Source organism: Saccharothrix xinjiangensis (assembly GCF_039527585.1).
Taxonomy (GTDB): domain Bacteria; phylum Actinomycetota; class Actinomycetes; order Mycobacteriales; family Pseudonocardiaceae; genus Actinosynnema; species Actinosynnema xinjiangensis.
Window position 1 is genome coordinate 1 of record NZ_BAAAKE010000029.1, and the last position, 13,381, is coordinate 13,381.

At 70.9% G+C, this 13,381-nt stretch carries 16 protein-coding genes; 14 read left to right on the forward strand and 2 right to left on the reverse strand.

Going from position 1 to position 13,381, the window contains the following annotated elements:
- The first annotated feature begins 395 nt into the window (after nt 1–395).
- Entirely contained in the window at nt 396–824 is a 429-nt protein-coding gene (locus ABD223_RS36315; protein ID WP_344041480.1) for an NB-ARC domain-containing protein, read from the forward strand.
- 188 nt (nt 825–1,012) lie between these two features.
- Here ABD223_RS36315 and ABD223_RS36320 read toward each other — a convergent pair whose 3' ends face one another.
- Nucleotides 1,013–2,221, reverse strand: a complete 1,209-nt coding sequence (locus ABD223_RS36320) for a hypothetical protein (protein ID WP_344041482.1) — start codon at nt 2,219–2,221, stop codon at nt 1,013–1,015.
- A gap of 121 nt (nt 2,222–2,342) precedes the next feature.
- Between ABD223_RS36320 and ABD223_RS36325 the strand changes: the two genes are divergently transcribed.
- Both ABD223_RS36325 and ABD223_RS36330 read left to right on the forward strand, forming a co-directional pair.
- Nucleotides 2,343–2,498 (forward strand): hypothetical protein, encoded by a 156-nt coding sequence (locus tag ABD223_RS36325; protein ID WP_344041484.1) that lies wholly within the window; start codon nt 2,343–2,345, stop codon nt 2,496–2,498.
- Between the two features lie 335 nt (nt 2,499–2,833).
- The gene (locus tag ABD223_RS36330) at nt 2,834–3,199 is read left to right on the forward strand and encodes a hypothetical protein (protein WP_344041486.1); all 366 of its coding nucleotides are present in this window, start codon (nt 2,834–2,836) and stop codon (nt 3,197–3,199) included.
- Between the two features lie 130 nt (nt 3,200–3,329).
- Here the strand turns inward: ABD223_RS36330 and ABD223_RS36335 are convergent, their stop codons facing one another.
- Entirely contained in the window at nt 3,330–3,968 is a 639-nt protein-coding gene (locus ABD223_RS36335) for a YczE/YyaS/YitT family protein (RefSeq protein WP_344041488.1), read from the reverse strand.
- Between the two features lie 687 nt (nt 3,969–4,655).
- Between ABD223_RS36335 and ABD223_RS36340 the strand changes: the two genes are divergently transcribed.
- From ABD223_RS36340 to ABD223_RS36385, 11 genes are all read left to right on the forward strand, one after another.
- The gene (locus ABD223_RS36340) at nt 4,656–5,516 is read left to right on the forward strand and encodes a hypothetical protein (protein ID WP_344041490.1); all 861 of its coding nucleotides are present in this window, start codon (nt 4,656–4,658) and stop codon (nt 5,514–5,516) included.
- Nucleotides 5,513–5,944: a hypothetical protein gene (locus ABD223_RS36345; protein WP_344041492.1), complete on the forward strand. Its 432-nt coding sequence runs from the start codon at nt 5,513–5,515 to the stop codon at nt 5,942–5,944. Before ABD223_RS36340 ends, ABD223_RS36345 begins: the two co-directional genes overlap by 4 nt.
- A gap of 247 nt (nt 5,945–6,191) precedes the next feature.
- A complete protein-coding gene (locus tag ABD223_RS36350) occupies nt 6,192–6,707 on the forward strand; it encodes a DUF6355 family natural product biosynthesis protein (protein ID WP_344041494.1) in 516 nt (171 codons plus the stop codon).
- A gap of 288 nt (nt 6,708–6,995) precedes the next feature.
- Nucleotides 6,996–8,030 carry a hypothetical protein gene (locus ABD223_RS36355; RefSeq protein ID WP_344041496.1) on the forward strand — a complete coding sequence of 345 codons (1,035 nt, stop codon included), beginning with the start codon at nt 6,996–6,998 and terminating at the stop codon, nt 8,028–8,030.
- Nucleotides 8,027–8,761: a hypothetical protein gene (locus ABD223_RS36360; RefSeq protein WP_344041498.1), complete on the forward strand. Its 735-nt coding sequence runs from the start codon at nt 8,027–8,029 to the stop codon at nt 8,759–8,761. Before ABD223_RS36355 ends, ABD223_RS36360 begins: the two co-directional genes overlap by 4 nt.
- A 24-nt stretch (nt 8,762–8,785) precedes the next feature.
- Nucleotides 8,786–9,433 (forward strand): hypothetical protein, encoded by a 648-nt coding sequence (locus tag ABD223_RS36365; RefSeq protein ID WP_344041500.1) that lies wholly within the window; start codon nt 8,786–8,788, stop codon nt 9,431–9,433.
- Between the two features lie 86 nt (nt 9,434–9,519).
- Nucleotides 9,520–10,476, forward strand: coding sequence for a hypothetical protein (locus ABD223_RS36370; RefSeq protein WP_344041502.1), 957 nt, complete (start codon nt 9,520–9,522; stop codon nt 10,474–10,476).
- Between the two features lie 311 nt (nt 10,477–10,787).
- The gene (locus ABD223_RS36375) at nt 10,788–11,429 is read left to right on the forward strand and encodes a hypothetical protein (protein WP_344041504.1); all 642 of its coding nucleotides are present in this window, start codon (nt 10,788–10,790) and stop codon (nt 11,427–11,429) included.
- Nucleotides 11,430–11,496: 67 nt separating this feature from the next.
- Nucleotides 11,497–11,865, forward strand: a complete 369-nt coding sequence (locus tag ABD223_RS43720; RefSeq protein WP_380646221.1) for a GNAT family N-acetyltransferase — start codon at nt 11,497–11,499, stop codon at nt 11,863–11,865.
- A gap of 85 nt (nt 11,866–11,950) precedes the next feature.
- Entirely contained in the window at nt 11,951–12,730 is a 780-nt protein-coding gene (locus ABD223_RS36380) for a GP88 family protein (RefSeq protein ID WP_417750547.1), read from the forward strand.
- Nucleotides 12,720–12,983, forward strand: a complete 264-nt coding sequence (locus ABD223_RS36385) for a helix-turn-helix domain-containing protein (protein WP_344041508.1) — start codon at nt 12,720–12,722, stop codon at nt 12,981–12,983. The genes ABD223_RS36380 and ABD223_RS36385 overlap by 11 nt, the downstream gene beginning before the upstream one ends.
- Nucleotides 12,984–13,381 lie beyond the last annotated feature (398 nt).

A 13,381-nucleotide genomic window follows, 5' to 3' on the forward strand; every position in this document is an offset into this window, starting at 1 on the left:
ATGGCGAGCTTGTACTCGGCGGTGAACGCTCGCCGCGACGGGCGCGGCGCCGGATCGGACCGCTCTGCACCGGACGAACGCGGCTGCTTCTCGGATGGCGTGGACACGCGCACAAGGATCTCCGATCCCGCCCTTGGTCAGGACCCCCACTCACACGAGGTGTCTCACAGCAGTCTGACCAAGAGGGATGTGGCGTTGGCGGGGATGGCCGGTGTTGTTAGTGGCTGTGGCCGGGATGTTGGCGGCATTGGCGGCGTCGGCCGTAGCTGTGGCCATCAACGTGGCCACTGGCGGCACTAGCCCTTGGTTCCCACCCCTCCAAACCCACCCCCTGCGCTGGAGCGCGGCGGGCACCGCCGCAGTAGCCGGTGCCGGAGTGCTGGAGTGGTGGGGTGGTGGGGTGGTGGGCCCAGCGTTTGGTCGATCGACGCCGCACCGAGTTGATCCCGGTGCCGCTGCGCCCGCTATCGTGGGTGGTGGATCGTCCCGACGAGGTCGAACGGATTGTCGTGGCCTTGCAAGACGAGGGGACGGTAGGGGTCACCACCGCAGTGCACGGGGCTGGAGGATTCGGCGAGACCACCGTGGCGCGGCTGGTGCAGGCCGACCTGCGGGTGCTGGACCGCTTCGACGGCCGCGTCTACTGGGTCACCCTCGGGCGGGACGCGCGAACCTCGGCGGGGATCGCAGCTAAGGTCAACGACCTGCTTACCCGCCTGGACCCAACCACGACGACAACGTTCACCGACTCCCGCGTTGCCGCACCAGTGCCGTCATCGAGGAACACCTGCAGATCAGACTGCGCCAGGGCAGAGGGAAGGTGATCACCGGCAAGGTCAGCCTCGGGATCGACGTACTCACCGCCGCGGAACGACGCTCGCCCATGTGCTGGACGACGTTCACCCTGCGAGCTTGTTCCACCAGGGCTGGGCCAGGGCGCCGCGGACTCGGTCGACGGCGGCGAACGTCCGTGGGCGCCGCATCAGTCGCCAGCGGCGTGATGCCGGCGGTTCTACAACAGGGTGTCGTAGGGAGCGGGTGGTCCGGTGTAGACGATGTGCTCCTCCAGCAGGATCGTCCAGGGTGGCCGGAAGGCCGGTGCGCGCCGGTTCATCTCCGTGTCCAGACCGCCGGGCAGGGACAGAATGTCCTCGGGCATCCAGTCGGGCGTGGAGTCGTACCAGCGCCGCACGGTGTGACCGGTCGCCGTGGTGTCCAGCCGCAGGTGGAACCAGCGCCCGTGATCGCGGTGGGCTCCGGCTTCTCGCAGGGCCTCGACCAGCTTGTACGAGCGGGTCAGGTCACGGGGTGCGTCGGGGTGGTGGACGAACTGGGCGCCGTGGTCGTGCAGCATGATCAGCAGCGCGCTGCGGCCGTCACCGGCGGGCGCGTGGTCGCGTGCCCAGGTCACCAACGCGTCCAGTTCGGGGACCTGCGGCGGGGCTGGGCGGGGGATTTCCCGGGCGTTGCGCATGGCCGCGCGCAGCAGCCGGGCGAGCTGGTTGTCGCTGAGCACCCGCACCCGGCGGGCGGGCACCGTGGCGGACGCGGGCAGACCGGGTGGGCGGGAGTCGGGGACCAGACCCGCCAGGGCCGCAGCCTCCAGCCCCGCGGCAGGGTCGAACGGCACCTCCAGCCGGCCCAGCAGGCCGGTGAGCGCCGTCCTGTCGACCCGGCGGGCATGGGCGGCGGCGAGCAGGTCACGGGCGGCCTGGACGATCGCGGGTTCCTCGACGTCGCCGTGTTCGTCGTAGCGTCCGCTGTCGTAGCTGCACCAGTCGATCACGACCTCGCGCAGCAATTCGATGGTGGCCTGCTCGTCCAGCACCGCTGCGGCGGTGTTCTCCAGGCCGTCGGTCATCTCCGACGGATAGGGCACGCGCGACCACGTGCCGTGCTCGTACCAATAGACGTAGCCCAGACGACGTTCCCGGTCGCGCCGAATCAGCACCGGCCATGGCACCCACACCGGCGCGTCGGCCAGCAGATCCAGCGGGGGAGTGGCCCACGCGGTACGGCTGGTCCCGCGGTCGTACCCGACCAGCACCGCCCGACCGCCCTGCACCGGCAACAACGACATGTTGCCACCACCGCCGTCGTCGTAGTGGGCGCCCTCGCGGTCGATCCACCACACCTCCTGCCGGCCGATCGCAGCCAACGTCGCGGCCAGCGTTCCCCATCGGGCCAAGATCACCTTGGGCGGCGGCAGGAGGTGGCTCATACACTCGATCGTAGGGGCCCGATCCGGACAGGTTCCCTCTTGGCGCGCATCAACGGGCATCCACTCCCGGCGGGCGGTCCAGGGTGGCGGGCGCGAGCCTCGGCACGACGTCGACGGCGGGGTGTGGCGGCTGACCGGCACCCCGGTTCGTGACCGGGCGGCGGGGCGGGGTCGGCGGGCCCGGCACGGCCGCGACCCGCTGGAGGCGCTGTTGGCCTGGTGGGGCAACCTCGCGGTCGAGACCGACCGCGAGGTCTCCCATTGGCGTGGCGGCTGACGGTCGCCGGGCCGACGCCCGCCTGGCAGCACGGCGGGCGCCGCGGTGCGCTGGCGTGGTGAGAACTGCACCGGGCGCAACTGGTGATCCTGGTCCAAGACCTTGTGGAGCGGCGGTGGTGGACGCTGGCCGAGGCCGCCAGCGGCTGGCGGAGGTTACCGGCTACGCCTCGGCGCAGCTCACCTGCCACGGGCTGGGCCTGCGGGCGGCCGAGTCGGCCCACCACAACGCGGCCGACCAGGACGACCCGAACCGCACCTCCGCCTACCTGCTGCACAGGAGCGTATTCACCGCTCGGATGGCGCAGGCCCGCAGCGACACCGGCGAACACCCTGGTGCTGCGTGCGGCCGGGCAGGCCGTGGACACCGCCCGCCGGTCCGGCGACCTCCACGCCCTGGCGACCGCGTTCGCCGCCCGCGCCCACGCGACGCTGGCCGCCCAGGCGTCCGACCGCTACGACGACGCCATCCACGACCTGCGTCAGGCGCTCGTTCGACACCGCTCGCCAAGACCCGCACGGCCAGGTCCTGTGCCACCGGCTCCTGGCGGCCGCTGGCCGGCAGGGGAGGCGCTGGCCGAGTTCGGCCAGGCGGCCGAGCTGCTGCGCCGGGCCGCCGACCTCGTCGGCCGCGCCGTGGCCACCACCGACGCCGGGCACCTGCTGATCGACGTCTACCAGGCCGGCGAGGCGCTGCCCTGACTGCGCGAAGCGCTGACCGTGCTCGACGTGCACGGCATGCCGTGGGAACGGGCTCGGGTCTACTGAGGTTCCCCCGATAGCTCGGTGGCTTTGATCCTCACCCCGTTTGACGGAGTCGGGTTGCTGGAGTTCAGGCTACTGGAGCGATCCTGACGTGTCGGAGTTCGTACTCGATCGGAGTGAGCATGCCGAGTGCGGTGTGGCGTAGCAGGAGTGTGATGGCTGGCCCGAGTCCGGCCGCCAACAGCAGCGACCCAGGCCCCACGACCCCATCGGTCACTGCGGCGATCGGTCCCAGGGCCAGCCAGCCAGCCAGCAGGCACCCGGTGTCCGCGACGACGCGGATCATGGCCGGAGGTGTCGACGGGTGCCGGCAATGCCACTCCAGCATCAGGCCGTCGCGGGGGAGTGCCCCCATTCCGGCGCCCAGGTACAGGGCGATGCCCAGCGCGAAGAGCACACCGCCGACCGGAAGCAGCGTCAAGCGCCATCCGAGGGCGGGCTGCGGGAACAGCGCCAGGGTCACGTCGCACACGACCGCGGGTACCGTCGCGGCGACGACCGTCCCGACCCCCGGTCGTATGCGCAGGGGAAGGTAGGTCAGCAGCAGGATCGCCTGGACGGCGAGGAACGCGCCGCCCATGGTCCATCCGGTGTGCCTGCTGATCGCGGTGTGGAGCACGTCCAGTGGCAGCAGACCCGCCCGTGCACGCACCAGCAGCGCGATCCCCAGCCCCATGGACACCGTTCCCGCCAGCAGGCGCAGCACCTGCGGTCCCTGCGCCCTGAGGCGATGGTCGGTCCCGGTCATGCTCGCGGCCGTCCGTCCGGGTCGAGTCCGGCACCGACGGGTCGCGGTAGAGCGCGGTGCCGAACGGGCGAACATGCGGAACCCAATAGGTGATCGCGCATCACTGAGCCTTTCACATTTCATTGCATGGAAACATCGACAAGTGTGTCGGGTGTTGGCGGCGCGTCCGACACGGTAGTCGATCGAAAGCTCTTCGGGAAGAGTTTCACCAATTGAAAACGGGTGTGATCGCTGTGGTCGGGCATGTTTCCGTGCGGTGGAAGGGGGGTCTTTCGTCGTGTGGAAGAGTTTTGCTCAGAGAAAACGCGACGGTAGTAGGCGGTGGATAGTTTGTGCAGGTAGAGGACCTTTTCAGGTTTTCTTGCATTTTTTGCGTGACGTGGTGCCCGTGTCTATGTCATCGTTTTCGAGGCAACCGCTTCCGTGGTTGTCGATGAATGCAAAAAGGCGGACGGCGTCGGTGGTCCGTCCTTACGATCCGGGCTGTGGTCGCAGGTCTCGCCGGTCGTGCTCGACGGATCAATCGCTTTCCGGTCATCGGGAGCGGTCGTCGCGCGAACGCCGGCGAAGCGGTCACGTCGCCTGCTGACAGGTGGACAACAGGGGGAACGAGTGCAGACACGTCGCGCACGGTGGCGGCACACCGTGGACGGGCAGTTGCTGGTGGTGCTGGGACACCGCGCCGATCCGGTGCCGCAGGCGGTCGCCGAGCGGTTGACCGGAGGCGAGGCGCACCGGCAGCTGACCGCGGACGCCGCCGATGACCTGGTGCTGATGGACGCGGTCCTGCGACGGGAGGCGGCCGAGGCGCTGGACCGGGTCGACGCCGCTCAGCGGCGCATCGCGGCGATCCGGCCGGTGTCGGAGTCGGGTTCCGGCCCACTGACGCGGGCGGTGGCCGAGCACAACGAGGCGGTGCGGGATCTGGACCACGCGCGCGCCCTGATCGAGCAGTTGCGCGAGTTCGTGATCGCGCTCGATCCGCCGGCGGGACTGCTGCGGGCGGCTGCCCAGGGGTGGCGTCGTTCACCGGAGGTGCCCGCCCAGGTGGCGGTCTTGGACGACGAGACCACCTTCCTCGGTCTGGATCCCCGGCGGGCCACGGTCACCGGGCTGGGCGTGTTCGCGCTGGACGGGGTCGAGGAGTGGGGGTGGGCCTGGCGTCGGGACGGCGACGACGACGACCTGTCCGCCGACCTGCAGCCGGACCGCTGCGGCCGGTGGGTGCTGGGCTACCTGCCGGGCACGCGGGAGATCTACGCGGTGCTGCGCGCAGCGGGACTGCCGACAAGGATCTGGTTGCTGGGAAGGGACTTCGCTCCCGACACCGCCTATGCCGTCCTCGACGACCTGGCGCCGCGGATGGCCTGTCCGAACTCGCTGATCGACGCCGCCGGGACGATCCACTCGGCGTCGCTGTGGCGCTCACGCGAGCAGAAGATCGCGCTGGCCAAGCCGGCGTTGCGCGCGGTGAGCGCCCCCGCCGACGGAAGCGACCCGCGATGAGGCGTCACCGGCGAACCGGCTCGTGGCTGGCGATGTCGGGCGGTCTGCTGATGATGGCGGCCTGCGCGACCCAGCAGCCGCGGGAGACCGCCGTATCGGGCACCGTCCCGGCGGGGCGTCCCGACCCGCGGGCGGCGACCTCGGTGGCGATTCCGCCTCCGCAGGCACGCGGACCGCTGATCACCGTCGCTGGCAGCGTCGACTGGACCGGCCGCCGGCCGGGCTGCGTCGTGCTGGAGCTGCCCAGCGGACAACGATTCCAGCTCACGGGCACGGCCGCCGACGACGGCGAACGGCAGGCCCGCGCCGGTGCCCGACCGCCACGACAGGACGTCGAAGCCACCGGGCACATCCCACCCGTGGGCGCCACCTCCTGTGGACCGATCCGGGCGTTCTGGGCCCGGCACCTGATCGCCCGCCAACGCTGAACCCGCCCTACAACCACCACATCGGTCTCCGCCGAGCGTCGGTTCGCACCAGCGCCCCGCTCGGCGACAACCACAGACCACCGGCCCCGTCGAGGGCCGGACTCTCACCGCCGACTGGCCGGTGAGCACCAGACCGCCGGTCACTCCCGACCGGCGGGGTGTGTCGCGCCGCCGTTGACACCCACATCCCCCCTGGGAGCGCGGCGAGCGGCGCGGCACACCATCCCCACCAGTAGCGAGGACACCGATGACACGCATGTTCCTCTTGCGGCTGCTCGGCATCGCCGGCGCGACGATCGGACTGACGCTGGCCGTCACCGCGGGAAGCGCCTCGGCGCAGATGGCCCTGGGCGGCCCCTACGGGCCCACCACCGCCACCGAAAGCAACCCGGGCTCGCAGATCCAGGTGCGGCCCGCACAGTCCGGCGTCTGGCAGGCGTCCCACGCTGTGCCGGGTTCGCAGATCCAGGACGTCGGCACGTCGAACTCCGGTTCGCAGATCCAGACCGGCGGAGTCGGTGCGCAGGGCGGTGTGTCCGTTGCGGCGTCGTGCGGCTTCTTCGTCGACAGGAGCGACCACCACTACGTGAAGTACAACCACTGCGGTTCCGCGTCGAGCATCAAGATCAGGGTCAACCTCTGGTACGGCTGGAGTAGCAGGGACATCTGGGTCGGCCGCTACGTGACCAACCTCAGCACCCACTGGCAGCTCCGGGGAGTTGGGATGATCACCAACGCATGGTGCATCGAGCGCTGCTGGTGAGCTGCTTGTCTCTCGCCATCCGCACCTGGGTGACGAAACGTGTGTGCACCGCCGTCGTCGGGGGCGTCCGGCGCACTACATCCTGATCCGTTCCGCAGGTCGTCGCACCGTCGCCAACGGGGGCGTCCTGTGTGCTTACCCACCTTTATCCCGCGGTGATAGCCGGAGACCCGCCGGTCCGTCCGGGGCCGGCCCGTTCGCGGCCCGCGTCGCCCCGCCCACGCACTGCCTGGCGCGGGGCGGCGTGGGCCGCCACACCATCCACGTTCGTCCACGAGAGGAATGATCATGTTCCGACGGCTTGCGGCCGTGCCGCTGCCGCTGCTGGGGGCGGCGCTGCTGCTGTCGGCCTGCACCTCGGGCGGCGATGCCTCGTCGCCCGCCGACACCGGCCGACCGCCCGCCACGCCCGCGGTCGAGCAGGCCGTGCCGGAGAAGTACCGGCCGACCGCGCAGGCGTTCGCGAAGTTCCGGTCCATCGACGCCTGCGCGTTGCACGACATCGCAGCGGCCCAGCAGGTCACCGGTGACCAGGGCGACGAGATCGTGCCCGGCCGAGACGGGCTGCACCAGTGCGTCCTCCGCCTGCACAAGTCGGAGTTCGAGAGCACCTGGACCTTCACCGTGGAAGTCGGCGCGTTGTTCGAGTCACAGCGGCGCCGTGACGCCGCCCCGGAGACCCTCGCGGGAATGGAGATGTTCATCCGCGAGGACGACCACGGCTGCACCGTGTCCAAGGCGCTGGACGACACCCACGCCATCGAGATGCGCACCGGCAGTGTCACCGACGCACCCCGCAGGCCCTGCGACGTGCTGCGCGAGTACGTCAGCAAGCTCGCCCCGCTGTGGACTGATCCGCCCGCGCGTGACAGCGGCGCCACCAGTCCGCGTCTGTCGCTGGCCGGGATCGACCCCTGCGTCACGGCCGCCGCCGTGCTCGACGACGCCGGTGCCGGTGCCGAGCTGCGCCCGCGTGACGTGTTCGGCTGCACGGTGATCCCGGCGCACGAAGCGAAGACCGCGCCGTCGAAGACGCGTACCGACATCGAGGTCGTGTTCACCCTGGACGAGGATCCCGCGGCCTTGGTCACGTCCGGTCAGGGGGCACGCGGGATCACCGTGGGCGGCCTGCGCGCCGTGATCCACGAGCGGGCCACCGGGTGCGCTGCCTACGTGGTATGGGATCCGGACACCACGGTCGTGGTCGACCGGCAGTCCGAGGACGCGTTGCCCAGCTACCAGGTGATTCGCGTGCAGGCCGGTACGTGCGATACCGCCCGGTCCGCCGCGGAGAAGGTCGTGGCGAAGGTGGGGTCGCGATGACGCGCGCGGCCGCAGTGGTGGCCTTGGCCGTCGGGACGCTGCTGTCGGCGTGCACGACGACGGTCTCCGGCAACGCCAACCCCGCCGGTGGTATGTCCGGCAGCAGCACCGGCGACGCGTCGGCGACCACCACCCCGTCCAACGGACAGAGCTCCGGCCAGGCCGTGTGTGAGCGCAGCTCCGAACCCGACGAATGCACGGAGTGGACCGACACCGAACCGGCCACCGGACAACAGCTGCTGACCACCGTCCGAAACAATCCCGCGACCGCCGCGCAGATGCTGTGCTCGGCGCTGACGCAGCAGCAACTGAACACCTACCTCGGCCCGAGGCATTACCGGTACGTCGAAGCGGGGACCAGCTGCGCGATGTGGTCGGCCGACGACCAGCTCGCCATCCGGGTGGGCGTCAACGCGCAGTACCCGCTCTCGGAGTACCTGGCCAGGTTCCGCAACGACGAGCGCCTGGCCTCCCAGGTCTCCGAGCTGACCATCGCCGGCGCGCCGGCGATGCGCTCCGGGCTGCCGTCGGCAAACGACGGTGTGGGCACCGACACCGAGGACCTCGTCATCGCCGCCGGTGTCCCCGAGCAGCCGGGGGTGATGCAGGTGCAGGTACTGCTTCGACAGCCGCGCGGCAAGTCCGACAGCACTCCGGTGGACCGTCGGCGCCTGGACATGCGCGACGCGGCCGTCGCAGACCTGCTCGACGCCCTTTTCCCGCAACGGTGATCCTGATTCAAGGGGGACTGTGTCATGACCGAGTTCAGCAGGCTGGTGCGCTCGGCGGCGATGCTGGCGACCACCGGCTCGTTGCTGCTGGGCGTTCCAGCAGTCGCCGTAGGCGAGCCGTCGAGCGGAGCCCTCGCTCCCGGCACCGCCTCCAATGACGGCGCGCGCATCGTGCTGGGCGACCTCGACCCGGTGGTCGACGCCGCAGCCGTCGGCGCGCCGTTCGACCCCTGCCGGCTGGGCTGGCAGGCGTTCCCGGAGCAGGTTCGGCCGGACACACCGAAGTCGCCGCGTCTGCGCCCGCCCAAGGACTCCGACATCTTCAGCACCGCCTGCCGCTACGACAACAGCGGCGCGGCGGTGTTCAAGCCGGGCGAGCAGGCCACGGCCGGCGCGGCGTTCATCACCGTGGTCGCCTGGGCCGCGGTCGACGACGGAATGAGCGCCAACCCCGCCGACCACTCCAACGCCGCCCCGGCGCGGTTCGGCGGCAAAGAGGGCCTGCTCAAGTCGGGCGCCAATGCCGGTAACGGCGCCCCGATGTGCACCGCCATCCTGTCCCTGGCCAACGGCGTCGCCGGCATCACCGTCACCAACGCGCGGTTCCCGGCCGTGGACACCTGCACGATCGCCCAGACCGTCGGCAATGCCGTCGCCGCCACCGCGCCGTGACCGGCCCCGACACCTGCTCCTCGACCGGGCAGACGGGTGGTGCGACCGTATCGATCGAGAAGACGGCAACGGAGCAGACCCGGCCGATGCCCGCCCTGACCCGCGGCGCGCTGACGGCACACCGGTTGCGTCGCTGGGCGCGCACCGGGGACAACCTGAGGTCGGCGGTGCAGGGTCTAGGCCTGATCACGGCGGTGACGCTGGTCGGGGCGGTGCTGCTGTTGCGGGAGGACACCACCGCCGGGGTGCGGGCCGGGCGGACGGTGACGGCGGCGACGACGGTCACGGTGACCGCGACCTCGCCGACGCCGGTACCTGCGCAGGCGGACCCGAACGCCGTCGCCCCGCGACCGGTGCCACCCGAGCAGCTCGCGACACTGCCGGTCGCGCTGGTCGGCATGGCACCCGGGCAGGCGATCGCCGACCCCGCGCCCGGAGACCAACCGGGCACCGTCGTGCTGCACCCCACCCGCGACACCGCGGTCTACGCCGCCCCTGGCGGGTCACCGGTGGCGGTGCTGCCGCCCTACCAGTTGCTGTCGCCGACCTGGGTGCCGGTCGTGACCCGACAGCCCGGCTGGGCGCTGGTGCTGCTGCCGACCCGCCCACACCCCGGCGGCACCGCCGCGGCCGGCTGGATCCACCTTCACCCCGAGATCCAGCTGGCCGAGTCCGACCGGCGGGTGGAGATCGACACCGCCATCGGTGAGGTCGTGGTCCTGGCCGAGCTGGGCCGCACCGGCAGCGTCCCACCGGTCACGCAGTCCCCGGCCGCCGCCGGCACCGGCGCACCCGGTCGCCGCAGCTTCGTGGCCATCGGCACCACGGCGATCCACGCCCACTGGCTGATGCGGCTGATCCGGCCCCTCACGGCGGATCCGGCACGACTGTGCACCGGCCCGCTGGGCGGGCTCGCCGTGCCCGGCCTGCCTACGAACTCCGGGCTCGGCCCGACCGACGAGGCCGGCTGCGTAAGGACCCCGCAGGCCGTACGCGAGTCGATGGGCGAGGTGCCTGCGGGAACCGTGGTGCTGTTGCGATGACCCGACCCCATGCCCGATTCGCACACCGACCCGGTCCCCACCGGATCGACCCCCGACGTGGGTGAGGCGCTCCGACGCCGTCGGGGGCGGACGCGCTCCACCCACCCCAGCCTCCCAACAGAGGCGAAAGGAGGTCCAGGTGAACGACGACGGCAACCGGTCGCACCGGGTCACGCCCGGACAGGCCCGGACAGGCCCGGCAGGCTGCTGAGTCCGCCCTGGACACCGTCCTCGCCGTGTGGCCCGCCCTCACTTCCCCGCAGGGCGGGCCACGCCCCTACCACCGCCGCACCCCCGGCAGGAGGAACACCGTGTCCCTGGTCGACATCGACATGCGCGGCAACACCGAGCACGCGGCAGTGGCCGCGGACGTGCACGAGACCGCAGACGAGGACCTGGAGGACAGGGCGGCGCGGCTCAAGCGGATGATCAACGTCGCCCCGAGCTACACCGCCGCCCTGTCCTGGTGGACCGGCCTCACCGTGCGCAGGACCGCACGGGTGCCCGACACACGCCGAGAGGCCGACGAGTTGGAGGCCACGCTGCTCGACGTGCCGCCCGGCACCCGCGTGACCGTGCGCGACGGCCACCTGGTGCCCGCCCTGGGCGACTCGACCGTCCGCCTGGCCGCGGTGACAGCGCTGGTGTACGAATCGGCTCTGCGTCTGGACCTAGACGGGAGCGCTGCCTTGCGCGAGGGCAGCGTCCCGCTGGGCGAGTTGCTCGGCGCGGCGGTGCACCGCGCCACCCAGGTCACCGTGCGCGTCGCCGGACCGGTACATCCGGATGCGCCGGTGCTGTACTCCCAGGCTCGCCTGCTGCTGGCAGGCCGCCCGGTCGCGGTGGTGACCGAGACGACCTACTGGTGTCCGCTGCTGCGACGCGCGCCCGCGACGATGCCGCGGTACGTGCAGGCCGATCCGTGGCCGACCCGTCCTGGACGACGGAGCTGAAATCATGCACGGTCCGGGACTGGTGGCGACACGCCTGTTGGCAGCCGACCGTCGCAGCATGGAGGACATGGTGGCGCGGTGTTCCGACCGCACCGTGCTCCACCGGTCCGGCGGTGGCTCTCCCGACAGCGTCCGCCGCTGGCTTCGGTCACTGCCCGACCGGACCGGGCACACCACGGTGGCGGGATGGCGGGACCGCCGGCTGGTGGGTATGACCACGGCCGTCCAGGACGACGGCCGGATCGAGCCGGCGGTCGTGGTCGAGGACGCGTGGCAGCGCCGTGGGGTCGGCACCGCCCTGGTCAGCCGGCTGTGGCCGGCATGGCAGAGCCGCTGCCGCTGTATGCGCATGTCGCAGTGGCCAACACCGAGGCCTTGGCCCTACTACGCCGCGTCGCCCCGACAGCGCGGTACGGCACGCCCGATGCCGGTGTGATCGAGATCGAGGTCACCCACGCCCCCCATGACCGTATGAGGAGCACCTCGTGGCAGTCGACCGGACCAGGCCCACACCGGAACGGATGATCACCCAGAACGCCTATCTTCGTCCGCACGGGATCTACACCTTCTCCATCCCCGCCCTGGCGGGCAGGTTCGACGACGGCACCCCCTACGTCACCTGCCCGGCCGCGGGTGTCTGTGCCGCGGTGTGCTACGCGCGTGTCGGTACGTTCCGCTTCCCGAAGGTGCTGGCCAAGCACCAGCGCAACCTGCGGCGCATCCTGTCCGATCTTCCACAATGGAGGCAGGACATGCTGGCCGAACTCGCCGCGCCGCGCTTCCGCGGAGGCAGGTACCTCAGGATTCACGACGCGGGCGACTTCTTCAGCGACGCCTACCTCGATGCCTGGCTGGCCATCGCCCGCGCCACCTCCGGCATGACCTTCTACACCTACACCAAGGAGGTCGCGCGGTTCAAAAGGCTGGTGGAACCGGATCCGCCGCTCAATTGGCGGTGGGTCTACTCCTACGGCGGCAAGCAAGACCACCTGATCGCCCCGGGCGACCGCGTCGCCGACGTCTTCCCCAGCGAAGCAGCCATCACCCGCGCCGAACACCACTCCAACGACGCCTCCGACCTGCTGGCGGTACTGGGGCCCTCGCCGGTCGGCATGGTGATGAACAACCACCCGCACCTGCGCAAGCGCATCGGCGAGCGGACATTGCGGGAATGGCAGGAGCAGAAGCGGTCCGCACGCCGACACGGACCGGGCCGACTGAACGCCCGACCCTGCCGGTCGGAGCAAACGCAGGCGTGCCACGAACCCGACCTGCCGGAGGAGCGGGCCGATGACCACTGACCCGTCACGATCGGCTCGCCGCGACTCCTTCCTGGAACGCTGCCTGTGCGTGCTGGAGGTCATCGCCGGTGAACCGGGGCCGTTGACGCTGGTCCGGATCGGCGAACTGACCGACCTGCCAGTGACCACGGTCCACCGCCTCGTGCGCGCCCTGGAGGACAGCGAGGTCCTGGAACGAATCGGCCGTCGATACCGGATCGGTGGGCGCCTGGTCGCGATCGCCACCCGCCACGCACCCGGCACGACGGGGTGACCCGGCGGGACGACACCGTATACCGCATTCATCGGCGTCAGGCCGGCGCATGTCATGTGGAGCGGGGTGTGCGGGAACCGGATGACGACTCCCGTACACCCCGCTTTCGGCACGTGAAATGTGCCGACGGTGCGAACGTGATGAATTGCCGACGCCCCCACGGCCCGGCTCTTCACCGGTCGTTCGCTTCCCCGACGGTGCGCGGACCCGGTCGCGCACCAGGGTCATCATGGCATGTCAGGCGTTTCATTGCACTCGATTGTGTTCGGATGGGGATTTTTCATCCAGTGACAGCGTGAATTTCCGATCCACGGGAAAAACTCTTCCCATTGGTCGGCGGCCGGTTATGGTTTCTGTATCGCGCCATGCGTCCGAGTTGTAGAGATACGGCCATGCGG

Excerpts from the sequence above, each read along its gene's own strand:
- ABD223_RS36365 (WP_344041500.1), top strand. The coding sequence starts at position 8,786 with ATGACCGAGTTCAGCAGGCTGGTGCGCTCGGCGGCGATGCTGGCGACC.
- ABD223_RS36380 (WP_417750547.1), top strand. The coding sequence starts at position 11,951 with ATGATCACCCAGAACGCCTATCTTCGTCCGCACGGGATCTACACCTTC.
- ABD223_RS36345 (WP_344041492.1), top strand. The coding sequence starts at position 5,513 with ATGAGGCGTCACCGGCGAACCGGCTCGTGGCTGGCGATGTCGGGCGGT.
- ABD223_RS36370 (WP_344041502.1), top strand. The coding sequence starts at position 9,520 with ATGCCCGCCCTGACCCGCGGCGCGCTGACGGCACACCGGTTGCGTCGC.
- ABD223_RS36385 (WP_344041508.1), top strand. The coding sequence starts at position 12,720 with ATGACCACTGACCCGTCACGATCGGCTCGCCGCGACTCCTTCCTGGAA.
- ABD223_RS43720 (WP_380646221.1), top strand. The coding sequence starts at position 11,497 with ATGGTGGCGCGGTGTTCCGACCGCACCGTGCTCCACCGGTCCGGCGGT.
- ABD223_RS36320 (WP_344041482.1), bottom strand. The coding sequence starts at position 2,221 with ATGAGCCACCTCCTGCCGCCGCCCAAGGTGATCTTGGCCCGATGGGGA.
- ABD223_RS36360 (WP_344041498.1), top strand. The coding sequence starts at position 8,027 with ATGACGCGCGCGGCCGCAGTGGTGGCCTTGGCCGTCGGGACGCTGCTG.
- ABD223_RS36355 (WP_344041496.1), top strand. The coding sequence starts at position 6,996 with ATGTTCCGACGGCTTGCGGCCGTGCCGCTGCCGCTGCTGGGGGCGGCG.
- ABD223_RS36350 (WP_344041494.1), top strand. The coding sequence starts at position 6,192 with ATGACACGCATGTTCCTCTTGCGGCTGCTCGGCATCGCCGGCGCGACG.